Annotated in this window: 22 protein-coding genes and 1 pseudogene; 5 read left to right on the forward strand and 18 right to left on the reverse strand. The window is 71.3% G+C overall.

Features of this window, described 5'->3' with window-relative positions:
- Positions 1-36 precede the first annotated feature (36 nt).
- The 3 genes from ACIG36_RS31775 to ACIG36_RS31785 are packed head-to-tail and all read right to left on the reverse strand — an operon-like array spanning position 37 to position 2,448.
- Positions 37-1,020 (reverse strand): ABC transporter substrate-binding protein, encoded by a 984-nt coding sequence (locus tag ACIG36_RS31775; protein ID WP_399935511.1) that lies wholly within the window; start codon positions 1,018-1,020, stop codon positions 37-39.
- A gap of 16 nt (positions 1,021-1,036) precedes the next feature.
- Positions 1,037-1,732 carry an ABC transporter permease gene (locus ACIG36_RS31780; RefSeq protein ID WP_399935514.1) on the reverse strand — a complete coding sequence of 232 codons (696 nt, stop codon included), beginning with the start codon at positions 1,730-1,732 and terminating at the stop codon, positions 1,037-1,039.
- Complete coding sequence (locus tag ACIG36_RS31785) at positions 1,732-2,448, reverse strand: ABC transporter permease (protein WP_399935517.1); 717 nt, start codon at positions 2,446-2,448, stop codon at positions 1,732-1,734. The genes ACIG36_RS31780 and ACIG36_RS31785 overlap by 1 nt, the downstream gene beginning before the upstream one ends.
- Positions 2,449-2,579: 131 nt before the next feature.
- Between ACIG36_RS31785 and ACIG36_RS31790 the strand changes: the two genes are divergently transcribed.
- Positions 2,580-3,725 (forward strand): ABC transporter ATP-binding protein, encoded by a 1,146-nt coding sequence (locus ACIG36_RS31790; RefSeq protein ID WP_399935519.1) that lies wholly within the window; start codon positions 2,580-2,582, stop codon positions 3,723-3,725.
- A 207-nt stretch (positions 3,726-3,932) separates the two neighbouring features.
- Here ACIG36_RS31790 and ACIG36_RS31795 read toward each other — a convergent pair whose 3' ends face one another.
- From ACIG36_RS31795 to ACIG36_RS31820, 6 genes are all read right to left on the reverse strand, one after another.
- Entirely contained in the window at positions 3,933-4,427 is a 495-nt protein-coding gene (locus ACIG36_RS31795) for a DUF3180 domain-containing protein (RefSeq protein WP_399935627.1), read from the reverse strand.
- A gap of 63 nt (positions 4,428-4,490) precedes the next feature.
- Positions 4,491-5,084: a 2-amino-4-hydroxy-6-hydroxymethyldihydropteridine diphosphokinase gene (gene folK / locus ACIG36_RS31800; RefSeq protein WP_399935521.1), complete on the reverse strand. Its 594-nt coding sequence runs from the start codon at positions 5,082-5,084 to the stop codon at positions 4,491-4,493.
- Positions 5,081-5,440, reverse strand: coding sequence for a dihydroneopterin aldolase (gene folB, locus ACIG36_RS31805; protein ID WP_399935524.1), 360 nt, complete (start codon positions 5,438-5,440; stop codon positions 5,081-5,083). Before folB ends, folK begins: the two co-directional genes overlap by 4 nt.
- A gap of 309 nt (positions 5,441-5,749) precedes the next feature.
- Positions 5,750-6,247, reverse strand: coding sequence for a nuclear transport factor 2 family protein (locus ACIG36_RS31810; RefSeq protein ID WP_399935527.1), 498 nt, complete (start codon positions 6,245-6,247; stop codon positions 5,750-5,752).
- Positions 6,244-7,149, reverse strand: a complete 906-nt coding sequence (gene folP / locus ACIG36_RS31815) for a dihydropteroate synthase (RefSeq protein WP_399935530.1) — start codon at positions 7,147-7,149, stop codon at positions 6,244-6,246. Before folP ends, ACIG36_RS31810 begins: the two co-directional genes overlap by 4 nt.
- A 151-nt stretch (positions 7,150-7,300) precedes the next feature.
- Complete coding sequence (locus tag ACIG36_RS31820; RefSeq protein ID WP_399935532.1) at positions 7,301-9,157, reverse strand: phosphatidylglycerol lysyltransferase domain-containing protein; 1,857 nt, start codon at positions 9,155-9,157, stop codon at positions 7,301-7,303.
- 171 nt (positions 9,158-9,328) lie between these two features.
- On the opposite strand from ACIG36_RS31820, the gene ACIG36_RS31825 reads away from it, so the two are divergent.
- Positions 9,329-10,438, forward strand: a complete 1,110-nt coding sequence (locus tag ACIG36_RS31825; protein ID WP_399935535.1) for an alpha/beta hydrolase — start codon at positions 9,329-9,331, stop codon at positions 10,436-10,438.
- Positions 10,439-10,511: 73 nt separating this feature from the next.
- Here the strand turns inward: ACIG36_RS31825 and folE are convergent, their stop codons facing one another.
- The 6 genes from folE to dacB form a co-directional block, all read right to left on the reverse strand.
- Positions 10,512-11,117 carry a GTP cyclohydrolase I FolE gene (gene folE / locus ACIG36_RS31830; protein ID WP_399935538.1) on the reverse strand — a complete coding sequence of 202 codons (606 nt, stop codon included), beginning with the start codon at positions 11,115-11,117 and terminating at the stop codon, positions 10,512-10,514.
- A gap of 167 nt (positions 11,118-11,284) precedes the next feature.
- A complete protein-coding gene (gene ftsH, locus ACIG36_RS31835; RefSeq protein ID WP_399935541.1) occupies positions 11,285-13,315 on the reverse strand; it encodes an ATP-dependent zinc metalloprotease FtsH in 2,031 nt (676 codons plus the stop codon).
- Positions 13,316-13,568: 253 nt separating this feature from the next.
- A complete protein-coding gene (gene hpt, locus ACIG36_RS31840) occupies positions 13,569-14,108 on the reverse strand; it encodes a hypoxanthine phosphoribosyltransferase (RefSeq protein ID WP_004940393.1) in 540 nt (179 codons plus the stop codon).
- 34 nt (positions 14,109-14,142) lie between these two features.
- Positions 14,143-15,165, reverse strand: coding sequence for a tRNA lysidine(34) synthetase TilS (gene tilS / locus ACIG36_RS31845; protein WP_399935544.1), 1,023 nt, complete (start codon positions 15,163-15,165; stop codon positions 14,143-14,145).
- Positions 15,166-15,377: 212 nt separating this feature from the next.
- The gene (locus ACIG36_RS31850; RefSeq protein ID WP_399935547.1) at positions 15,378-16,496 is read right to left on the reverse strand and encodes a zinc-dependent metalloprotease; all 1,119 of its coding nucleotides are present in this window, start codon (positions 16,494-16,496) and stop codon (positions 15,378-15,380) included.
- A gap of 317 nt (positions 16,497-16,813) precedes the next feature.
- Positions 16,814-18,286: a D-alanyl-D-alanine carboxypeptidase/D-alanyl-D-alanine-endopeptidase gene (gene dacB / locus ACIG36_RS31855; protein ID WP_399935550.1), complete on the reverse strand. Its 1,473-nt coding sequence runs from the start codon at positions 18,284-18,286 to the stop codon at positions 16,814-16,816.
- Between the two features lie 83 nt (positions 18,287-18,369).
- Here dacB and ACIG36_RS31860 point away from each other — a divergent pair, with 83 nt between their 5' ends.
- Positions 18,370-18,867 carry an inorganic diphosphatase gene (locus ACIG36_RS31860; RefSeq protein WP_071962293.1) on the forward strand — a complete coding sequence of 166 codons (498 nt, stop codon included), beginning with the start codon at positions 18,370-18,372 and terminating at the stop codon, positions 18,865-18,867.
- Between the two features lie 88 nt (positions 18,868-18,955).
- Here the strand turns inward: ACIG36_RS31860 and ACIG36_RS31865 are convergent, their stop codons facing one another.
- Together ACIG36_RS31865 and ACIG36_RS31870 are read right to left on the reverse strand one after the other, a co-directional pair.
- A complete protein-coding gene (locus ACIG36_RS31865) occupies positions 18,956-20,731 on the reverse strand; it encodes a threonine/serine exporter ThrE family protein (RefSeq protein ID WP_399935553.1) in 1,776 nt (591 codons plus the stop codon).
- A gap of 575 nt (positions 20,732-21,306) precedes the next feature.
- Positions 21,307-21,945: pseudogene (locus tag ACIG36_RS31870) on the reverse strand (DedA family protein); the annotation flags it as partial.
- A 205-nt stretch (positions 21,946-22,150) separates the two neighbouring features.
- Here ACIG36_RS31870 and ACIG36_RS31875 point away from each other — a divergent pair.
- Positions 22,151-22,519, forward strand: a complete 369-nt coding sequence (locus tag ACIG36_RS31875) for a YbjQ family protein (protein WP_399935555.1) — start codon at positions 22,151-22,153, stop codon at positions 22,517-22,519.
- Between the two features lie 206 nt (positions 22,520-22,725).
- On the forward strand, positions 22,726-22,884 hold the full coding sequence (locus ACIG36_RS31880) for a hypothetical protein (RefSeq protein WP_399935558.1): 159 nt from the start codon (positions 22,726-22,728) through the stop codon (positions 22,882-22,884).
- Here the strand turns inward: ACIG36_RS31880 and ACIG36_RS31885 are convergent.
- The gene (locus ACIG36_RS31885; RefSeq protein WP_399935561.1) at positions 22,881-23,474 is read right to left on the reverse strand and encodes a TetR/AcrR family transcriptional regulator; all 594 of its coding nucleotides are present in this window, start codon (positions 23,472-23,474) and stop codon (positions 22,881-22,883) included. The genes ACIG36_RS31880 and ACIG36_RS31885 overlap by 4 nt on opposite strands.
- Positions 23,475-23,506: the final 32 nt, after the last annotated feature.

Here is a 23,506-nt window from a genome sequence, read left to right on the forward strand (position 1 = left end):
AAACTGTTCCCTTGATCTTACTTCTCCCCTACGCCGTCACTTCGTCAGAAGCCGCTTCTCCTTGAGGTACTGCGCCGCGACGTCGGCGGGCTTGAGGCGCTGCGCGTCGACCTTCTTGTTGAGTTCGGTGAGATCGTCCGTGGTCAACACCCGGTTGAGCTTGCCGAGCGCGTCCGCGATCTTCTGCGAACCGGCCTTCTCGGCATTCACCACGGGCAGGACGTTGTCGGAGTTCTGCAGCTTCTTGTCGTCCTCCAGGATCACCAGTCCGAACTGTTCGAGCGTGGCGTCCGTGGTGGTGGTCAGCAGCAGCTGGTCCTTGCCGTCCTTGACCGCCTGCTTGGCCTGGGTGCTGCCGACCTCGAGCGGGTCGATGCCGCTGATGTCGATGCCGTAGGTCTTCTCCAGGCCCGGCTGGCAGAAGGGCCGCTGGGGGCATTCGTCACCCGCCGCGAGCTTGACCCGCTGCTTCGACTTTCCAAGATCGGAAAGCGTCTTGAGCTGGTGTTTCCTCGCGAACTCCGCCGTCACCGCGAAGGCGTTCTGGTCGACCGCCCGGCCCGCGTCGAGCACCTTCAGCCCGCGCGGCTCGGCGAGTTTCCGCAGCGCCCTCACGGTGGCCCCGGCATCGGCGGAAGCGACCGGGGGCGCGTCCTTCCCGTTCTGCTTCTTGTTCAGGAATTCGGCGAGCGTCGCGGCATACTCCGGAACGACGTCGATCTGGCCCTTCTCGAGCTCGGGCTCGTAGAGCTCACGGGCGTCCGCGGTCTTGATCGACGTGGAATATCCGGCGTCCTGCAGCAGCCGCGCGTATATCTCCGCCAGCACCTTCGATTCGGTGAAGGAAGCGGACCCGATGACCAGCGATTCCTGCCCCGGCTTCGCCGAGCCGCCGGACCCGCCGCCGGACTTCTCCAGGCTGTCGCCGCCGCACGCGGACAGCCCCGCTGTCAGGGCGGTGACGCCGGCCACCGCCAGCAGGGCACGGGTGGTCCGCGCACGACGCGGGTTGCGGGGCATGGGGGTCTCCATCCGGTCAGACGAGTCGATCTTGAACAGTCGTCACATGCCCGCGCATCGGGTCCAGAAACCGCTGCAGCAGCACGAAGGCGCCCTCCACCAGCAGCGCCAGCACGGCGACCAGCAGCGCGCCGGCCACCACCTGCGCGGTGTCGGTGAGCCGGAAGCCGGCCGTGATGATCCGGCCGAGGCCTCCGCCGCCGGGCAGTGCGGCGAGCGTGGTGGTGGCCACGACCTGCACGGCCGCCGTCCGCACCCCGGTCACGATCAGAGGGAAGGCCAGGGGCAGCTCGACCCGGCGGATCACCTGACCGCCCGTCATGCCCATGCCCCGGGCGGCCTCCACCATGTCCCGGTCCACCCCGCGCATCCCCACATAGGCGTTGGTCAGCAGCGGGGGTATCGCGAAGAGGACCAGCGCGATGACGGTCGGCCAGGAGCCGTATGTACCCAGTGGGCTGAGCAGCAACAGCACCAGCACCGCGAACGTGGGTACCGCCCGCCCCGCGTTGGCGATGTTCACCGCCAGCGCCCCGCCCTTGCCCAGGTGCCCCAGCACCACGGCCACGGGCAGCGCTATCGCGCACGAGACCAGCAGGCACACCACCGTCAGGAACAGGTGCTCGCCCAGCCGGTGCCAGACGCCGTCCGTACCGCTCCAGTGGGCAGCGGTGGTCAGCCACTCCCACGTCCGCTCGACGACGGATCCCATCAGGCCACCGCCCGGCCGGCCGCGAGCCGCCGGGACCTCACCCGGCGCTTCTTCGGTCGCGCCCAGGGCGTCAGCAGCCGCTGCACCAGCAGCAACGCGACGTCCGCGGCCACCGCCAGCACCACGCACAGCACGGACGCGGTGAGCACCTGCGCCTTGAAGTAGCTACGCATGCCCTCGTAGATGAGGTTGCCCAGGCCCCCGTAGCCGATGATCGCGCCGACGGTCGTCAGCGAGACGGTCGAGACGGTGGCGATCCGCAGACCCGCCATCAGGGCGGGCAGGGCGAGCGGCAGTTCGACCCCGAACAGCAGCCGCACCGGCCCGTACCCCATGCCGCGCGCGGCCTCCCGGGCCTCCTGCGGCACCGACGCCAGGCCCGCCAATATGTTGCGCACGAGGATCGTCAGCGAATACAGCACCAGGCCCGTCACCACGACCGCCGCCGACAGCCCGAACACGGGCACCAGCAGCGAGAACATGGCCAGCGACGGCACGGTGTAGAGAATCGTGGTCGCCCCGAGGACCGGCCCGGCGACGCCCCGCCACCTGCGGGCGAGCAGGGCGAGCGGGAAGGCCACGAGCAGCCCTATGGCGACCGAGGCCAGTGTGATGCCGACGTGCTGGAGCGTCGCGTCCGTCAGTTCCTGGCCACGCGTCCGCAGGTATTCGCCGCAGAGCCAGTCGTTGGCGATCAAGCAGTTGGACTCCGCCATCCGTGCCTCACCTCCCCCTCGGCCTTCACGGTCGGTCACTGGCGACCCTAACCCGGGGCACTGACATTCGCCTCCGGCGGTCATCTACCGGCAACATTGTTCGAGCGGGAGTCCGGCAACAATGGGGAACCATGATCCGCTTCGAGCACGTCACCAAGCGCTACGCCGACGGCACCACCGCCGTGGACGACCTGTCCTTCGAGGTGGCGGAGGGCGAGCTCGTCACGCTCGTCGGGCCGTCCGGGTGCGGCAAGACCACCACGATGAAGATGGTCAACCGGCTGATCGAGCCGACCAGCGGGCGGATCCTCGTCAACGGCGAGGACATCTCCGCCGTCGACCCCGTCGAGCTGCGCCGCCGCATCGGCTACGTCATCCAGCAGGTCGGGCTCTTCCCGCACAAAACGGTGCTCGACAACACCGCGACCGTGCCGCACCTGCTGGGCTGGCAGCGCAAGCGGGCCCGCGCGCGGGCCGCGGAGCTGCTGGACCTCGTCGGGCTCGACCCGGCCGTCTACGGCGACCGCTACCCCGACCAGCTCTCCGGCGGCCAGCGCCAGCGGGTCGGCGTCGCGCGGGCGCTGGCCGCGGACCCGCCCGTCCTCCTGATGGACGAACCGTTCGGCGCGGTCGACCCCGTGGTGCGTGAGCGGCTGCAGAGCGAGTTCCTGCGACTGCAGTCACAGGTGCGCAAGACCGTGCTGTTCGTCACACACGACATCGAGGAGGCCGTCCGCCTCGGTGACCGCATCGCGGTCTACGGAAGCGGACGCATCGAACAGTTGGACGCACCGGCGGCGGTGCTCGGCGCGCCCGCGACGCCGTACGTCGCCGACTTCGTCGGGGCCGACCGGGGGCTGAAGCGGCTGTCGGTGACGCCGATCGAGGCCGGGGACCTCGAGCAGCCGCCGGTGGTCCGGCTGGACGACCGGCTGTCCTCGGCGGCGAGGCGGCTCGAGGACGAGGACGCCCGCTGGGCGGTCGTCGTGGACGACGCGGGGCGGCTGCACGGCTGGATCTCGGCGGACGCGGTGGCCTCCGGCGAGGAGTCGGTACGGGTGCGGGAGCGTGCGCGGCGCATGGATGCGTGGCTGCCGCTGGGGGCGTCCCTGAAGCAGGCGTTCAGCACGATGCTGCAGCATGATGCCGGGTGGATCGCCGTGCTGGACGGGGACGCCGGGGACCACTACCTGGGGGTACTCACGCCGGGGCGGCTGCACGCCGCGCTTCGACGATCGATCAGCGAGGCGGAGGTCGTGACGGTTCCGGGGGCCTGAGGCACGTGCCCGGCTGCGGGCCGGTGGCCGGTTTGTGCCCACCCTCCCCCAGCTACCGCTGGGAGGTGCCCCCAGCCCTGCGGAACGACTGCCCACAAACCGGCCAATCCAGCCCGGCCGGCGTTTGAGGCCGCCGCGCGCAGCGCGGTCCAATCCAGCCCGGCCGGCGCTTGAGGCCTTACGGGAAGGGGCGGGGTGGGGGAAGAATCACGCCCTCGACGTGCCGGCCCCGCTCCCGTCGTCGTCCTCGTCCTCCGGGAGCTTGCAGACGCGTTCCATGAAGAAGGCGGCAGCCACCACGCACGCACCGGCCAGAACGGACGCCCCCGCGTAGATGGCCTGGTCGCGGCGGACGTCCACGTCCAGGCCGGCGATGAGGTGGAAGACGCCGACGCCGCCGTACATGCCCGCCACCAGGGCCGCGACCAGCGCACTGGCCTGTCCGAAGACCACGGCCCGTGCGGCCAGCAGCGGGTCGACGCCCTTCGCGCCGGGCCGGCGCTCACGCTGGGCGCGCAGGCGCGCCCGCAGCGACAGGGCCGTCGCCGTCAGCGCCGCCGCGATGACGGCCAGCACGATCGGCGCCGCCACCGGCACGCTCGGCAGCGTGCCGAACGAGTCCCACAGGCGGGCGCCCGCCCACGAGAGGACCCCGGCCACGGCGAACAGCCCGACCAGCACCCCGATCCGAAGTTGCTTCACCGAGCCGTCGCCCCTCATCGTCGATCTTCCTCAATCACTCCACACGCCGAACGGCTACAACGGCTACTCCGGCAGCCGGAGTTCCAGGTCGGCCCGCGGCTGCACACCGGCATTGCCGATCTCGGCCAGCAGCTCCACCACCGGACCACGCCCCGGAACCTCGGCCTCCGGGTCCACGTCGTGCCACGGCACCAGCACGAAGGCGCGCTCGTGGGCGCGCGGGTGCGGCAGGGTCAGGCCGGGGTCGTCGGAGACGACGTCCTGGTACGTGACGATGTCCACATCCAGCGTGCGCGCACCCCAGCGCTGCTCCCGGACCCGCTCGAAGGCCTCCTCGATCGCGTGACCGCGCTCGAGCAGGGAGTCCGGCGGAAGGGTGGTCTTCACCAGGACCACCGCGTTGAAGTACGACGGCTGCGAGCCGGGCTCGACGCCCCAGGGCTCGGTCTCGTACACCGGGGAGACGGCCTTGACCCGCAGGCCGGGCGTGTCCTCCAGCGCGTCGATCGCGCCCTGCAGGATCTCCAGGCGGTTGCCCAGGTTGCTGCCGATCGAGATCACGGCGCGTTTGGGATTGCTCAACGTCACGTCGGCGGCGTCCACCTGCGCCACCACGGAGGCGGGCACCGGCTGCACGGTCGGGTCGCTGCTGCTCATACTCGGCTCCGGGTAATAGTGATGGTCACGTCGTCGAACGGCACGGTGATCGGGGCGTCGGGCTTGTGCACGACCACCTCGACCTCCCGCACCGGATCATGCTTGAGGCACTGTTCGGCGATCCGCTCGGCGAGCGTCTCGATGAGGTCGACCGGCTCGCCCTGGACGATGTCGACGACCTCCTCCGCCACGATGCCGTAGTGCACGGTCTTCGCGAGGTCGTCGTCGGCCGCGGCAGCCCGCGTGTCCATGCTCAGCACCAGGTCCACGATGAAGGTCTGGCCCTCCTCGCGTTCCCGGGGGAAGACCCCGTGGTGCCCGCGAGCCTTCAAGCCGCGCAGCGCGACACGATCCACACGAATCACTCCTGCTGGTTGTCGGTATTGGGCCGGTTTGGGAACGTACCGGCCGGCGGCCGGCAGGGCTCCCGTCCCGGCCTGCGACCGGGTTGCCCGCATTCGAATCTACCTGCGGGCACCGACAGTGCCCGTCCACGGGTGCTATGGACAACGGGCGCCGACGGTGCTAGCCGGCTCCCGCCGCGCTTACCCGGAGACCCGCGATCCACCCCTACCCGGGCCGCAAGCAGCTCGAACGAGTGGTCACATACCCTTCACGCTGACGTGCCGTACCGCCCCGTCACCCCGTCGGCTCAGCTCGTCGGCTCAGCCTGTCGGCTGGGCGCCGCCGCCGGGCCCCCCGGAGTCCTCGTCCTCGTCCTCCTCCTCGTCCTCGCGCCCGGCCAGCACCGGCGAGCCGTGGTGCGACCACACCTTCCACTCGTCGCCGGCCCGCCGGAAGACGTTGGTCGCCACGACGAGCTGCCCCACCAGCGGCCCCAGCTCGCCCTCGTTCTCCGCCGGGGCGCCGCTGAGGATGTTCTCCGTGCAGGTCACCAGGGCGGTGTCGCCGGAGACCGACACCTCGACGTCCGTCAGGAAGAACTGGATGTAGTCGGTGGAGGCCATGATCAGCGCGTACGAGCGCAGCACCTCGTTGCGCCCGCGCAGCACCGGCCAGCCCGGGTGCACGCACGAGACGTCGGTGCGGGGATCGTTCAGCCACAGCCGGTCCATGGCCGCGGTGTCGCCGCGCTCCACCGCCTCGTAGAGGGCGGTGTTCGCCAGCTCGACCCGCTCGCTGTCGGTCCGCGCGGCGCTCACTCCGCGGCCTCGGCGGCCTCGGCGGCGTCCGCGGCCGCGGCGGCCTCCTCGACGGCCCGTACGACCCGTACGGCGTCCGCGCTCGCCCGCACCTCGTGCACCCGCACCGCCCACGCGCCCTCGTGCGCGGCGAGCGTGGAGACGGCGGCCGTCGCGGCGTCCCGCTCGCGGGCGGGCGGCGGGTCGGCGTCGGGGCCGGCCAGCACCCGGCCCAGGAAGCGCTTGCGGGAGGCGGCCACCAGCATCGGCAGCCCCAGCTCCCGGCGGAACCGGCCCAGCCGGGCCACCAGGGCCAGGTCGTGCCCGGCCATCTTGGCGAAGCCCAGGCCCGGGTCGACCACCAGGCGGGACGGGTCGATGCCGCCGTCGACGACCTCGTCGACGCGCCGCCGCAGCTCCGCGACGACCTCGCCGGTCACATCGGGCCCGTAGACCGCCCGGCTGTTCATGTCCTCGCTGAAGCCCCGCCAGTGCATGACCACGAACGGCACCCCGGCCGCCGCCACCACGGGCACCATCGCCGGGTCGGCCAGGCCGCCGCTGACGTCGTTGACCAGCACCGCGCCCGCCTCCACGGCGGCCTCGGCGACGGAGGCGCGCATGGTGTCCACCGACACCACCACCCCCTCGCCCGCCAGCTCGCGGACCACCGGGATCACCCGGCGCAGCTCCTCGTCCTCGTCGACGCGCACGGCACCCGGGCGGGTGGACTCCCCGCCCACGTCGACCAGGTCGGCGCCGCCGGCCACCAGCTCCACGCCCCGTTTGACGGCGAGAGCGGTGTCGAACCAGTGCCCGCCGTCCGAGAACGAATCGGGCGTGACGTTCACCACGCCCATCACCGCACACCGGTCCCACTCGGGCAGTCCGACCGGCCCGACACGGCCACGCAACGTACTCATACCAACCAGCCTAGGGCGTACGAGCGGCCTGGTACCGCCCGCGTGGAGGCCGCCCGGCGGACGGGAGGGGACCCGGAACGCCGATGCCCTCCCGGACAGGGTCCGGGAGGGCATCGGGTGCGTGGCGGGCGCGTCGGGCGCGCCGGGGGCGTCAGGCCGCGCGCGTGACCTCGCGCTGCTCGGAGACGCCGCTGCCCTCGTCCATGCTCGGCTTGGGCTCGGTCGGGCGGCGGCGCAGCAGGCGCGGCAGCTCCAGGAAGCCCTCGGCCTGCATCATCGCGAAGCCGATGCGGGGCAGGTCGCGGCTGGTCGGGAAGACGATGAAGCGCGGCTCCCAGCGGGGCCGGAACTTCTCGTTGAACTTGTACAGCGACTCGATCTGGAACCAGCGCGAGAGGAACAGCAGCAGCCCGCGCCAGCCGCGCAGCACCGGGCCGGCGCCCAGGCGCTCGCCGCGCTCGAGGGCCGAGCGGAACATCGCGAAGTTCAGCGAGACGTGCTTGATCTTCAGGTCCGGCGCGGCCTGCAGGGAGGCGACGATCAGCAGCTCGTTCATGCCCGGGTCGGCGCTGCGGTCGCGGCGCATCAGCTCCAGCGACATGCCGTCCTTCCCCCACGGCACGAAGTGCTGCATGGCCTTGAGGTCGCCGAAGGGGCCGGGCTCCTCGCCCTCCTCCGGGGCCTTGTGGGCGGTGGCGATGACGGCGTCGAGGTCCTTGGGGTCGCCGATGCGGCCGAGGGCCATGGAGAAGCCGCGCTCGGTCTCGGTGTCGCGCCAGGCGTTGGCGGCCTGCTGGACGACCGCCAGCTCCTCGGGGCTCAGGTCGCCCACCCGGCGGACCTGGGTGGTGTAGCCGTTGCGCTCGATGCGCTTGACCATCTGGCGGACGTTGCGCATGGAACGGCCGGTCAGCGTGAAGTCGGCCACGTCGACGATGGCCTCGTCGCCCATCTCCAGCGCGTCGAGCCCGGTCTCACGGGTCCAGACCTCGCCACCGGTCTCGCTGCAGCCGTTGACGGCCGGGGTCCAGGAGTGCTTCTTGGCGAGCAGCATGAACTGCTCTATCGCGCCGGGCCAGGCCTCGACGTCACCGATCGGGTCACCGCTGGCCAGCATCACGCCGGAGACGACGCGGTAGGTGACGGCGGCCTTGCCGGACGGCGAGAAGACCACGCTCTTGTCGCGGCGCAGCGCGAAGTGGCCGAGCGAGTCGCGGGCGCCGTGCTTGGCCAGCAACTCGCGCAGCCGGTCCTCGTCGTCCTCGGTGAGGACGGCGGCCGGGTGCTCGGGGCGGAAGGCCAGGTAGGCGGTGGTGGCCACGGTCAGCAGGCCGAGGGCGCCGAGCGAGTAGCCGACGGTGTAGTCGACGCCGCCGGTGTAGCGGATCGAACCCTCGAAACCGAACAGACCCCAGATGACGTGCTCGATCTGCTCGAGCACCGGCGGGTCGCCGACCATCTGGTTGGGGTGCGAGCCGACGATCACCCAGCCGAGGCCGAAGCTGAAGGCGCCCAGCAGGATGAAGTTGGCCAGCGCCTTCCAGCGGCTGCGCGGGTCGGGCAGCGCGTAGAAGGACTTGCTGTGCCACACGAGGTAGATGAACAGCAGCAGGGAGAAGATCGCGCCGATGTAGGAGTGGCGGTAGAGCAGCTGCGCGACCGCACCGACCGGGAGCACCACGACGGCGGCCAGCCAGGCCCGCTTCTTGGCCCGCTTGAGGCCGTGCGCGAGCATCAGCAGCAGGATGCCCATGATGATCGAGCCGGCCGCGGCCAGCTGGGTCACGCTGCCGGGCAGCACCTCGGTGAGGGAGTGGACCTTGCTCCAGCGGTACCTGGGGACGACCCCGGCGAGGATGTCCAGCAGGCCGATGAGGGCAGCGACCGTGCCCACGACCACCGGAACGTTCTCCGGCTTTGGCCCCTTGGCGATACGCGCAAGCCCCGACAGCCACTTGGGCCCCGAAGGAACCCCATCGGACTTTTTGCCATCTACCCTGACAGACATCTCTTCCCGTCGTCCATGTCGAGAGGACCTGCGCCGTTCGGCGGCAGCGCCCGGACAATGTGCGCCCTGTAGGACGACGGTTTCGGGGTTGAGGTTCCGCGGGGGGCCGAGCCCGGAAAGAAGTAACCATTCCGCGACTCGGGCGCCGGGTCGCTCGGCAGAAAGCACCTCATGGGTCTCACCAGCATGGCAGTACTGCTGCTGGCCATAGCGGCCGCGGTAGTGCTGTTCGCACTGACCATTTGGCTCTGGCCCCGACTGGGCAGGAAGAGCATCGGCTCCGTCCTGGCCCGCGTGGGCATGATGCTGGCCACACAGCTGTCGCTGTTCGCCGCCATCGGCCTGTGGGCGAACCAGTCCTTCGGCTTCTACGGCTCCTGGGCCGATCTCTTCGGTCAGGTCAAGAACGAGGGCGTGGTCGTCGACCACAGCGCGGGCGCCAAGCGCCTCCAGGTCGTCAGCGCCCAGGCGGTCAAGGTGCCGCGCGGCGACGTGCCGCGGGTCGGCGGCAAGATCGAGAAGATCAGCGTCAGCGGCGTGGACTCCAAGATCAGCGGCCCGGCGTACGTCTACCTGCCCCCGGAGTACTTCCAGCCGGAGTACGCGAAGAAGAACTTTCCGGCCTCGATCGTCCTGACCGGCTTCCCCGGCACCGCCGAGGCCCTGATCAAGGGCCTGGACTACCCCGTGCGCGCGCACAAGCTCGCGAAGGCCAAGCAGATGCAGCCCACCATCCTGGTGATGCTGCGCCCGTCCGTGGTGGGCCAGCGCGACACGGAGTGCATCAACATACCCAACGGCCCGCAGGCCGAGACCTTCTTCACCAAGGACCTGCGCAAGGCCATCACGGAGCACTACCGCGTGGGCGACAAGGCCGCGAACTGGGGCATCATCGGCAACTCGACCGGCGGCTACTGCGCGCTGAAGATCGCGATGCGCAACCCCGACGCCTTCGGCGCCGCAGCCTCGCTCTCCGGCTACTTCAAGGCCCTCCAGGACCCGACGACCGGTTCCCTCTTCGGCGGCAGCAAGCAGCTGGAGAACGAGAACGACGTGTTCTGGCGCCTCAAGAACAAGGAGACCCCGCCCATCTCGGTGCTGGTCACCAGCAGCAAGCAGGGCGAGCACAACTACAAGGACACGCTGAAGTTCATCGAGATGGCCAAGGGCTCGGCCCGGGTCTCCTCGATCATCCTGGACAGCGGCGGCCACAACTTCAACACCTGGCGCCGTGAGCTGAACCCCACCCTGAAGTGGATGGGCAGCCGCCTCAGCGCCTAGCCACCGCCTGCCCGGGGCCCGCCGTCGTGCGGGCCCTTTCGCATACCCGGGGCCGGACGGCCGAAAGATGTCCTCAGCGGGACATGATCAGGCTCATGGCCTCGGCGCGCGTCGCGGGGTCGCGCAGCTGGCCGCGGACCGCGGACGTCAGCGTCTTGGCGCCGGGCTTGCGGATGCCGCGCATGGACATGCACATGTGCTCGCACTCGATGACCACGACGACGCCGCGCGGCTCCAGGATCTCCATCAGCGAGTCCGCGACCTGCGTGGTCAGCCGCTCCTGCACCTGCGGGCGGCGGGCGTAGACGTCCACCAGCCGGGCCAGCTTCGACAGGCCGGTGATCTTTCCGCTGGTCGAGGGGATGTAGCCCACGTGCGCCACGCCGTGGAACGGCACCAGGTGGTGCTCGCAGGTGCTGTACACCTCGATGTCGCGCACCAGGACCATCTCGTCGTGGCCGAGGTCGAAGGTGGTGGTCAGCACGTCCGCCGGCTCCTGCCACAGGCCGGCGAATATCTCCTTGTACGCGCGCGCCACCCGCGCCGGCGTCTCCCGCAGGCCCTCCCGGTCCGGGTCCTCGCCGACGGCTATCAGCAGCTCACGGACGGCGTTCTCGGCCCGCTTCTCGTCGAATTCGCCGATGGAGCCCTCGGCGTCCAGCGTCACCGGGTCGGTCATGGGCTTGCCTCGTTCTCTCGTGCGTACGCGCCGCGTGTGCGGCCCCAGGCGCGTGAAGCGCGTGAATATGCGCGATGCCGCGCCCCCCAAGGCTAAAACCTGGGTGGCGCGGCATCCATTCCGGGCCCTGTGCGGGACCGGCTACCGGCTGCGCGGAGCGGCTGGTGTCAGCTCTCCGGGGTGCTCGGGGTGTCCTTCGGCAGCTCGACCGTGTCGACCGCGGGCACGACGCCGTTGCCGGCGGCCGCGTTGGTGGTCGGGGCGAGCTCCTTCGGGGAGAGCACCGGCGGGCGGCTGGAGGGCGTACGGCGCGAGGAGCCGGTCCACGCGGGGCGGGCCGGGCGCTTCACGACGTGCTTGAAGATCTCGGCGATCTCCTCCTTGTTCAGCGTCTCCTTCTCCAGGAGGGCCAGAACCAGGTTGTCGAGGATGTCGCGGTTCTCGACCAGGATCTCCCACGCCTCGTTGTGCGCGGTCTCGATGAGCTTCTTGACCTCTTCGTCCACCAGCGCGGCGACCTCTTCCGAGTAGTCGCGCTGGTGCGCCATCTCGCGGCCCAGGAAGGGCTCGGAGTTGTCGGAGCCGAACTTGATCGCACCGAGGCGCTCGGTCATGCCGTACTGGGTGACCATCGCGCGGGCCGTGGCGGTGGCCTTCTCGATGTCGTTCGCCGCGCCCGTGGTCGGGTCGTGGAAGACCAGCTCCTCCGCCGCGCGGCCGCCCAGCATGTAGGCCAGCTGGTCGAGCATCTCGTTGCGGGTGGTGGAGTACTTGTCCTCGTCGGGCAGGACCATGGTGTAGCCGAGCGCGCGGCCCCGGGACAGGATCGTGATCTTGTGGACCGGGTCGGAGTTCGGGGAGGCCGCCGCGACCAGGGCGTGTCCGCCCTCGTGGTACGCGGTGATCTTCTTCTCCTTGTCGCTCATGATCCGGGTCCGCTTCTGCGGTCCGGCCACGACGCGGTCGATCGCCTCGTCCAGCATGTGGTTGTCGATCAGCTTCCGGTCGCTGCGGGCCGTCAGCAGGGCGGCCTCGTTCAGCACGTTCGACAGATCGGCACCCGTGAAGCCGGGGGTGCGGCGGGCGACGGCGGCCAGGTCGACGTCGGGCGCGACCGGCTTGCCCTTCTGGTGAACCTTGAGGATCTCCAGACGGCCCTGCATGTCCGGACGGTCGACGGCGATCTGCCGGTCGAAGCGGCCCGGACGCAGCAGCGCCGGGTCGAGGATGTCCGGGCGGTTGGTGGCGGCGATCAGGATGACGCCGCCCTTGACGTCGAAGCCGTCCATCTCGACGAGCAGCTGGTTCAGCGTCTGCTCACGCTCGTCGTGACCGCCGCCGAGGCCCGCGCCGCGGTGCCGGCCGACGGCGTCGATCTCGTCGACGAAGACGATGGCCGGGGCGTTGGCCTTGGCCTGCTCGAAGAGGTCGCGGACCCGGGAGGCACCGACACCCACGAACATCTCGACGAAGTCGGAGCCGGAGATCGAGTAGAACGGCACGCCCGCCTCGCCGGCGACGGCGCGCGCGAGCAGCGTCTTGCCCGTACCGGGCGGGCCGTACAGCAGCACGCCCTTGGGGATCTTGGCGCCGACGGCCTGGAACTTCGCGGGCTCCTGCAGGAACTCCTTGATCTCGTGGAGCTCCTCGACCGCCTCGTCCGAGCCGGCCACGTCGGCGAACGTCGTCTTCGGGGTGTCCTTGGTGATCAGCTTGGCCTTGGACTTCCCGAAGTTCATCACCCGGGAGCCGCCGCCCTGCATCTGGTTCATCAGGAACAGGAAGACGACGACGATGAGGACGAACGGCAGCAGCGAGAGCAGCACCCCGAGGAAGGGGTTCTGCTTCGACGTCGAGACGTTGTAGCCGTCGGGCAGCGTGCTCGAGTCGTCGTCATCGGCCTTGGCCTGGAGATCCTTGGAGATCTCGACGCCCTGGTCGCCGATGTAGTTCGCCTGGACCTTGCTCGAGCCCTTGATCTTGACGCCGCTCTTGAGCTCGACCTTGATCTTGTTCTCGTCGCCGGTCGTCAGCTCGGCGGATTTCACCTGGTTCTTGTCGATCGCGTGTACGACCTGGCTGGTGTCCACCGACTTGTAGCCGCCGGACGAGCCGACGACCTGCATCAACACGACCACGGCGAGGACGGCCAGCACGATCCACATGACCGGCCCACGGAAGTAGCGCTTCACGTCCATCCATACGGGGCGCGAGCGCCCCGTCCCTCCTGCCACAGTGAGGCACGGCGACCCCGGTTCGGGGTGCCTGTGCGTGCGGTGTCGTGCTCGACCTTGAAAAGATTGAAAAGACTGACCTTCGGACGGTACCCCAGCATTGTCACCCGACGCCGCCAAGGACGGTCAACAAACCCGCCCTCGCATGCTCCAACGGCGGGAAACCGAAAACGGTTCCCGCACGCCGGAAAGTCCCGTCCGCCGTACCAGTGTGCGCTCAGCCGCCGTAGACGTGCGGCGCGAGCGTGCCCACGAAGGGCAGGTTGCGGTACTTCTCCGCGAAATCGAGACCATAACCGACGACGAACTCGTTCGGGATGTCGAAGCCGACCCACTTCACGTCGATGGCGACCTTCGCCGCCTCCGGCTTGCGCAGCAGCGTCACGACATTGAGCGACGCCGGCTCGCGGGAGCCGAGGTTCGACAGCAGCCACGACAGGGTCAGGCCGGAGTCGATGATGTCCTCGACGATCAGGACGTGCTTGCCCTTGATGTCGGTGTCGAGGTCCTTGAGGATGCGGACCACCCCGGAGGACTGGGTGCCCGCGCCGTAGGAGGACACGGCCATCCAGTCCATGGTGACCGGGTTGGACAGCGCACGCGCCAGGTCCGCCATCACCATCACCGCGCCCTTGAGGACACCGACGATGAGCAGGTCCTTGCCCGCGTACTCCGCATCGATCTTCGCGGCCAGCTCGGCCAGCTTCGCGTCGATCTCTTCCTTGGTGATGAGCACCGACTTCAGGTCGGTGCCCATGTCCTTGTCGTCCACCCGCGCCACTCTCGCTCGTTCACGATTGCCGGAGGACCAGTCTGCCACCCTGCCTGCGCACCGCGACGCGCCCGGGGAGGTTGATGGCCCCCTGACCGCGCCATCCGGTGATCAGCCGGTCGACCTCCTCGAGGTGCCGGGCGAAGAGCGAGCCCGCCGGGGAGCCCGCCTCGATGGCCGCGCGGCGCAGCACCCGGCGGCGGACGGCGGGAGGCAGCGCGAAGAGCTTGGCGACCTCCAGGTCGCCGGCGTCGTCCCGGACGGACGGCTCGACGGCGGCGGCCCAGGAGTCGAGGGCGTCGGCGTCGTCGCGGGAGAGCTGGGCGGTGCGGGCCAGGGCCTCGACGACGCCCTTGCCCAGGGCCTTCTCCAGGACGGGCAGGGCCTCGTGGCGGACCCGGGAGCGGGTGTAGGCGGGGTCGGCGTTGTGCGGGTCGTCCCAGACGGGCAGGGACTGGACCATGCAGGCCTTGCGGGCGGTCTGCCGGTCGAGGCCGAGGAAGGGCCGGCGGTAGCGGCCGCCGACGCCGGAGGCGGTGGCCATGCCGGACAGCGAGCGGACGCCGGAGCCGCGGGCGAGCGCCAGCAGGACCGTCTCGGCCTGGTCGTCGCGGGTGTGGCCGAGCAGGACCGCGGCGGCGCCGTGGCGCTCGGCGACGGCGTCCAGCGCGGCGTAGCGGGCGTCGCGGGCGGCGGCCTCGGGGCCGCCCTCACGTCCGACGTCGACCCGCACGGCCTCGACGGGGTCGAGCCCGAGGGCGGTGAGGCGGCTGACGACCTCGGCGGCGCGGAGGTCGGAGCCCGGCTGCAGGCCGTGGTCCACGGTCACGCCGCCGGCCCGGACTCCGAGACGGGGGGCCTCGAAGGCGAGGGCGGAGGCGAGGGCCATGGAGTCGGCGCCACCGGAGCAGGCGGCGAGGACGAGCGGCGGGCGGTCGCCGGCCGCGGTGGGTACGGAGGCGGGCGGAGCGAGGGTGAGAACGTCGTGGAGAACGCGGCGGACCGCCAGGCGTATCGCCGCGACCGCGGGGTGTGGACCCATGTCCGTGTGTCCAATCGTTCCATTCGAAAGGGGGGTGCCGGAGCCGGCGCCGGGGCCTTGCCGACTCCGAGTATCAGCCGTTTCCGTCACGCTGTGTGCGTCGATGGTGACAGAGACGAGCCTTTACCCGAGCATCGCACGCCCACCCTTGGCACACGGTCCCTCGGACGGGTGATTACGGGAGCGTTCATCCGGCACCGGGCGTGCCGGGGTCACGCGTCGGTCCGCCCGTGCACCCGTGCGACCCAGTCCGCCGGTTTGGCGATCTCACTCTTGGTCGGGAGCGTGTTCGGCGATGTCCAGACCCGGTTGAAGCCGTCCATGCCGACCTCGTCGACGACGGCCCGGACGAACCGCTCGCCATCACGGTACTGCCGCAGCTTGGCGTCCAGGCCCAGTAGCTTGCGCAGGGCCGCGTCCAGCCGGCCCGCGCCGCTGGCGCGCCGCTTCTGGAACTTCTCCCGGATCTCGGTGACGGACGGCACCACCTGGGGGCCGACGCCGTCCATCACGTAGTCGGCGTGCCCCTCGAGGAGCGACATCACGGCCGTCAGCCGGGCCAGGATCTCCCGCTGGCCCGGCGTCTGGACCAGCTCGACGATGCTGCGGCCCTCCTCCGGGGGCCTGCCCCCGGCCAGCGACTGCGCCGCCTCCCGGACGCGCTCGAGCAGGGTGGCCGGGTCGACCTCGGTCTCCGCGAGGAAGGTCTGGATCTCGCCCTCGATGTGGTCCCGCAGCCAGGGCACGGCCGAGAACTGCGTGCGGTGGGTCTCCTCGTGCAGGCACACCCACAGCCGGAAGTCGTGCGGATCCACGTCGAGCTCGCGCTCGACGTGGACGATGTTGGGGGCGACCAGCAGCAGCCGCCCGCCGCCGTCCGGGGAACCGGGCAGGTCGCGAGTGATCGGCGCGAACGTCTCGTACTGCCCCAGGACCCGGGAGGCCAGGAAGGACAGCAGCATCCCCAGTTCCACGCCGGTCACCTTGCCGCCGACGGCCCCCAGCACGGCCCCGCCGGGCACGCCCGCGCGGCGGTCCTGCATCTTCGCCAGCAGCGGCCCGAGCACGGCCCGGAACCCGGCGACGTTGGCCTTGATCCAGCCCGCCCGGTCGACGACGAGCACGGGCGTACCGTCTCCGCTGCGCTCGGCCAACGCCATGCGGGTGAAGCCCCGTACGTGCTCCTCCGATGCCCGCGCGTGCCGCCGCAGCTCCGCGACCACCGCACGCGCCTCGTCCCGGCTGACCTCCGGCCCCGGCCGTACCAGCCGGGTCGCGGTCGCCACCGCGAGCTTCCAGTCGACCATCTCCGTGCCACCGACGCTCGTCATGCCTTCACCGTACGTGCTGCGCACAGCTTCCGTAGAGGGCTTCCCCGTTGGGACCTGGCACCGGGACTCCGCCCCGGGCCCCGGTGCCGGCTCGGCACCGCCGGACCACTGCGTGGGGGCTGAGCACCCCGGCGGAACAACCTCCGGGGCTCCGCCCCGGGCCCCGGGCGGGGGTGTGCCCGCAGCCGGTTGTGGGCAGTCGTTCCGCAGGGCGGAACGGGTGGGCACAACCGGACCACCGGGCCGCACCGGCCCCCGCACCGCGGTGCCGGGCCACCCGTCCGATCCGGCACCGCCCCGGCCCCGCCCCAGGACCGTCAGCCGCCCGAAACGGCCACCGCCGCCGCCAGGCGGTCGAGGGCCTGCTGCGCCGCGTCGGCGGAGCTGGTGTCCGACGCCAGGAACGCAAAGGCCAGCAGCCGCCCCGACGGCGTCACCGCCGTCCCGGCCAGCGTGTTCACCCCCGTCAGCGTGCCCGTCTTGGCACGCACGGTCGCCCGCCCGGCACTCTCCCGCGGATAGCGGTCCCGCAGGGTGCCGCTGAAGCCCGCCACCGGCAGCCCGGTCAGCACCGGCCGCAGCCGCGCCGCGTCCGGTGCCGCCGTCCGCGCCAGCAGCCCGGTCAGGAAGCGCGCCGTGACCTGGTCGGCGCGGTCCAGGCCGCTGCCGTCGGCGATGCGCACGCCCTCCATCGGCAGGCCCAGGCCAGCCAGCCGCCCCATGACGGCCTTCGCCGCGCCCTCGAAGCTCGCCGGCTGCCCGGAGGCGAGCGCGGTCTGGCGCGCCAGCGCCTCCGCGATGTCGTTGTCGCTGTTGGTCAGCGTCCGCTCGACCAGGTCGGCCAGTGGCGGCGACGCCACGGCGGCGACGCGGGCCGCCTTCCCGTCCGCCCGGCCCTCGGCCGGCTCGCCCTCGACGTCCACGCCCCGGTCCCGCAGCAGGCCGGCGAAGGCGCGCGCCGCGTCGCCCGCCGGATCGGACGTCCGCCCGGCTGGGCCGCGGTCGGAGTCGTCGAGCCTGCCCTCGTCGATCATGAGCGCGCTGACGGGCGCGATGTTGTCGTTGGTGCCGATGGGGTGCTGCGCGGGCCCCGAGTACCGCGAGGCGTCGTACGCGAGCCGGGTACGGGTGGTCCCGCGCGCCTTGAGCGAGCGCGCCGTCGCGTCGGCCAGGTCCGCCAGCGACGCGGAGCGCGGCCCTCCGTCCTTGCCGGGCGGCAGCGCGGTGAGCGTGGGGTCACCCCCGCCCACCAGCACGATCCCGTCCGTCCCGGCGACGACCGTGGTCTCGATCCGGTGCTCGGGCCCCAGCGCGGCGAGCGCGGCCGCCGCCGTGGCCAGCTTGATCGTCGACGCCGGGGTGTACGAGGTGTCCTCCCCGGACCCGTACAACTGCCGCCCGCTGGCCGCGTCCACGACGGACGCGGCGTGCTCCGAACCCAGCGCCGAGTCCCCCAGCAGCGGCTCCAGCGCCCCGGCCAGGCCCTCGCCCCGCGCCGCCGCGCCGCCGCCCCCGGCACCCCGCAGCGCCCCCAGCACCGGCGGCGCCCCGGCCTCCTGCCCGGCCCGCCCGGCGCCGTCCTCACCGTTCCCGGGGCGCACCCATGCGGCGGCGCGGGCCCGTTCGGCCTTACGCTGGCCTCCGTCCCAGGGGCCGGCGGCCGCCACCGCACCGGTCGCGATCACCACACCGGCCACGGCGGACGCGGCGGCGAACTGTACGGTCCGGCGCTGCGCCCGGGGGGCGTCCCGCCACCAGCCGATCTGCCAAGGCCCGGCTTCAGGCACCACGGACCAGCCCCTTTCGCCACCACACACCTACGTGGGGGACACTTAATCACCAGACGTATGTGTTGATCATGAAGGAGCCACCCGTGGAGTTCGACGTCACCATCGAGATCCCGAAGGGTTCGCGGAACAAGTACGAGGTGGACCACGAGACCGGTCGCATCCGTCTGGACCGCCGACTCTTCACCTCGACCTCCTACCCGGCCGACTACGGCTTCGTCGAGAACACCCTCGGCGAGGACGGCGACCCGCTGGACGCGATGGTCATCCTCGACGAGCCGACGTTCCCCGGCTGCCTCATCAAGTGCCGCGCCATCGGCATGTTCCGCATGACGGACGAGGCCGGCGGCGACGACAAGCTGCTGTGCGTCCCGGCGAACGACCCGCGCGTGGAGCACCTGCGCGACATCCACCACGTGTCGGAGTTCGACCGCCTGGAGATCCAGCACTTCTTCGAGGTCTACAAGGACCTCGAGCCCGGCAAGTCCGTCGAGGGCGCCGACTGGGTCGGCCGCGCCGAGGCCGAGGCCGAGATCGAGGCCTCGTACAAGCGCCTCGAGGCCGCGGGCGGCTCGCACCACTGAGTGTGACACCGAGCCCGGAGGCTCGCACCACGCGCGCGTGGTGCGAGCCTCCGGGTGAAGCGTGACGCGCGGCTTCCCCCGAACGGGGTCAGAAGCCGCGCGTCCGCTTCGCTGCCCTGCGCCCGGCCGCCTCGCCGGGCACCTTCAGGAACAGCCGGGCCATCTCGGACCCGAGATTCACCCCGATGGCGATCGCCAGCGCCAGGGCCGCCGCCCTGGTGAGGCTGGAGATGCCGGTGTTGAGCTCGTTCTTCGCGAAGTTCAGCAGGGCGAAGTACACGGCGCTACCCGGAAGCAGCGGACCGATGGCCGCCGTGATGTACGGCAGCGCCGAGGCGTGCCGGTAACGCGCGAGCAGCTGCCCGAAGAGACCCACCAGCCCCGCCGCCACGGCCGTGGCCGGCACCGGGTCGGCGCCCATCGTGGTGGCGAGCGCCCCGTAGATCACCCAGGCGACGCCGCCGTTGAGCGTGGTGACCCACACGGTGTGACGTTCCTGCTGGAGTAGCACCGCGAAGGCGAAGGCCAGCATCATCGCCGCGATGATCTGGATGACGGGCCGGTCCTGGTGCTCGAGCGCCGCCTCGGGGTTGAGCGTCCCGCCGCCGACGTGCACGCCCCCGTAGAGCACCACGAGCACACCGCAGACGATGCCGACAATCAGGTAGCCGACCTCCAGCAGCCGGGCGGCCGCGGTGATGTAGAAGCCGGTCAGGCCGTCCTGCACGCCCGCCACCAGGGCCCGTCCGGGGATCAGCGCGAACAGCCCGCCCGTGATCACCGCCGAGGCCTGCACGTCCACGTACGCGTGCAGGGCGCTCAGCGCCACGCCCATCGCCGCGGGCGGCATCGCGGCGGCGACGAACTGGTAGAACTCCGGCAGCCCGCGCCCCGCCGCCAGCCACGCCAGCCGGTCGCCGAGCATCGCCCCGACGGCCGCCGCGAGGAACACCACCGGACCACCGCCCACCAGCATGCTCGCCGCGCCCGCGAGCAGCCCGGACGCCAGCGTCAGCGCCCAGCCCGGGTAGGGGTGGCGGTTACGGCGTATCTCGGCCAGCCGCCCGTACGCCTCCTCGAGGGTGAGCCCCTGCGAGGTGATGTCGTGGACGAGCCGGTAGACGGCGTTGAGGCGGGTGTAGTCGGTGCCGCGGCGGCGGACCGTGCGGTTGGCGGTGACCGGGTCGTCGACGAGCGACGGCTGGTAGCTGACGGTCAGCAGCGTGAACGTCACGGTCGGCTCGCAGCGCCCGAGCCCGTAGGCGTGCGCGACGCCGAACATCGCCGCCTCCACGTCCTCGGCGCCCTCGCCGCCGGCGAGCAGCAGCTCGCCGATGCGCAGCGTCAGGTCCAGGACGCGCGGGACGGCCGGGCCCGTCTCCTCCTCCTGCTTGCCGGGACGGTCGGGGATCGGCCGCTCGGCGAGCGGCATGCGCAGCATGGTGCGCATGCGGTCCTGCCAGGGCGCCTCCTCCTTGATGAGGCTGACCTTGGGTATGCCGTAGGGCGGGGTGAAGGCGGGCGGCGCGGGCGGCGGCACGGGACGCGGCCCGGTGCCCGGCGCAATGAACGCCGACCCCTCGGGCCCGCTCTCGGGCTCGGCGGCCACGCCTTCGGGCAGCGCGAACTCGGAGGTGGGGTGCTCGTCCTCGGGCGGGGGCGGCAGCGGGACGCCCAGCGGCGGGGTGAAGGCGCTGTGCGCCTCGTCGGACTGCGGCTTGCGGTCCTCGGCCGGGTCCGCCGGGTCCGCCGAATCCGCAGGTTTCACAGGTTTCGCCGGTTTCGAACCGCCACCGCCCCACTGCCGATCCGCCACCGCGCGCTCCTCGCCAGTCCCTTGACGCCCTCCTGTTACGGCCACCATGCCTGATGCGCCCTACGGGCGCGCACCGGGGGCCGGAAATGCGGAACGGCAGCCTCAGCAGCGGGGCTGCGGGGGCTGCCGTTCGGCGCCTGTTGCTTTGGGGCTCTGGTTCTGGTTCAGCGGCGGGCGTGACGGCCGCGGGGGCCGGGCGGGCCGGGCGGCGGGTATCCGTGGCCGCCGTGGCCGTGGCCGCCGTGGCCGTCCTCGTCGGGGGCGTGGTCGCCGGGGTTGTCGTAGTGGCCCTGGTCGGCGTAGCCGCCGGGGGTACCGTAACCGCCGGGGGCGTCGTAGCCCCCCTGACCACCCTGACCGCCGTGACCGGCCTGGTCGCCGTAGCCGCCCTGCTGCTGACCGTAGCCACCCTGGTGCTGACCGTAGCCACCCTGGTGCTGACCGTAGCCACCCTGGGGGCTGTAGCCACCGTGCTGATGCTGCTGCCCGTAACCGCCCTGGGGGCCGTAGCCGCCCTGCTGACCGTAGCCGCCCTGAGCGACCGGGAAGCCGAATTCGTCGTAACCGCCCGCCGGGGCGGCCGGGGCGGCGGGGGCGGCCGGAACGGCCTCGGCGACCGCCTCCGCGTCCGCACCGGCCTTCTTCGCCTTGGAGCGGGCGCGCAGGAACTCGATGGCGATCGGCAGCACCGAGATCAGCACGATCGCGATCAGCATCGCCTCGATGTTCTTGTGGACGAACTCGACCTTGCCCAGCGCCGCGCCCAGCATCGTCACGCCGGCGCCCCACAGGAGGCCGCCGATGATGTTGAAGATGAGGAAGGAGCGGTAGTTCATCCGGCTCACGCCGGCGATGATCGGCGTGAACGTCCGGATCACCGGGACGAAGCGGGCCAGGACCAGCGACTTCGGGCCGTACTTCTCGAAGAACTCGTGGGCCTTCTCCACGTTCTCCTGCTTGAAGAGCTTGGAGTCCGGGCGCTTGAACAGCGCGGGCCCGACCTTGCGGCCGAAGAGGTAGCCGGCCTGGTCACCGAGGATCGCGGCGGCCACCACCAGCGTGCAGACCAGCCACAGCGGCTTGTCGATCTGGTCGGTGGTGACCAGCAGGCCCGTGGTGAAGAGCAGTGAGTCGCCGGGGAGGAAGAACCCGATCAGGAGGCCGGACTCCGCGAAGACGATGGCCAGCACGCCGATCAGACCGAATTGCTCGATCAGATAGTTCGCGTCCAGCCACTGGGGCCCGAGCGCGAGAGTGGTCATGGGGGTCACGGGTGACAGGCTCCTGGGTCGAGGGCACAGGCTCGTGCGAGGCCCCGCCACAGGCGGGGAAGGGCGGTGTGCGGCCCAAAGCTATCAACGCGGCCGCGTGTCCCTCGGTTCCACCCGAACGGCGCAACCCCACCGTCCCAGGGTGCGTCACGGACAAGGAACGGCAAAACTGCACAGACAACCGGAGGTGGATGCGATGGGCATCGACGAGTACGGCGGCGGCCAGCACGAGAAGTCCGATGTGTTGGTCGTCACGACCAACGACGTGCCCGGCTACCGGGTGGAGCGGGTCATCGGCGAGGTCTTCGGCCTGACCGTCCGCTCGCGCCACGTGGGCAGCCAGATCGGCGCCGGACTGAAGTCGCTGATCGGCGGCGAGCTCAAGGGCCTGACCAAGACCCTGGTCCAGACCCGCAACCAGGCCATGGAGCGCCTCGTCGAGCAGGCACGCGCGCGTGGAGCCAACGCGGTGCTGATGTTCCGCTTCGATGTGACGGAGGCGGCGGACGTCGGCACCGAGGTCTGTGCGTACGGCACGGCTGTGGTGATCGCCCCGCAGGCGTGAGTGGGAGTCGGGGGGGAAGCGGGCGGGGCGATATCCCGATCGATCTCCGCGACCTGATCAAGGTCTGACCGTGCGATCCCTTCCGTACGGGTGAACACGCGGCCGAAGCCGGGACGACGAGTCGGGCGCCCGGAGAGCATGCCGCCGTGCTCGGAAACCCGCCCATGGCGCACTGCGGCCGGTGTCAGAACCCCATGTTCTGGGACGTGACCCCAGGGCAACGCCCCACCTGGTACTGCTCCGTGTGCAACGCCCCGCCGGAGCGCAGGATCAACGCCGCCGCCGTCCCGGCGCCGTGCCCCGCCGGGTGCGTCACCCCGATCACCGAGGTACGGGACGGAACGCGGCGGCACATCTGTCACTAGGGGCGGGCGAGCGAGGCGAGGAAGGAGTCGACCATCGCGGTCTGCACGTCCACGGCGAAGCGGTCGGGGTCGAAGAGGGCCTGGACGACGAGGCCATGGGTGAAGGCGACGGCGGTGGCGGTGAGTTGCTCCGGGTCGGCGGTCGCGGGGAGCTCGCCCGCGTCGCGCGCGGCTTCCAGGTGGGGGCGGATTGTCGAGCGCAGCCGGGTGTAACGGCCGGCCTGCTCCGCGGCGAGGGCGTCGTCGGCGAGAGAGAGGTCCCAGGAGCTGACCCAAATGCGGTTGCGTGCGGTGTCGCCCGGGGTCAGCGGCAGGATGTCGAGGAGCATTGCGCGCACGGTCGCGAGCCCCGGCGCCGGGCGCGCTCTGCGGGCCCGCTGCGCAGTGTCCTTCTCCAGCAGATCCAGGGCGTGCGTAACGAGGGCCCGTTTGGTCGGGAAGTAGTGCATGAGCATCCCGGTCGAGACGCCCATCACGGTGGCGACGGCGCGCAGGGTCAGCCCGCCGAACCCCTTGTCGGCGAGGACACGCCACACCGCCTCGGACACATCCTTGCGGCGGGCTTCACGGTCTCCAGGTGCGGGCGGCATGCTGCTAGCTTACGTACCGAACAGTTGTTACG

The organism is Streptomyces sp. NPDC053048 (genome assembly GCF_044547045.1).
GTDB lineage: Bacteria > Actinomycetota > Actinomycetes > Streptomycetales > Streptomycetaceae > Streptomyces.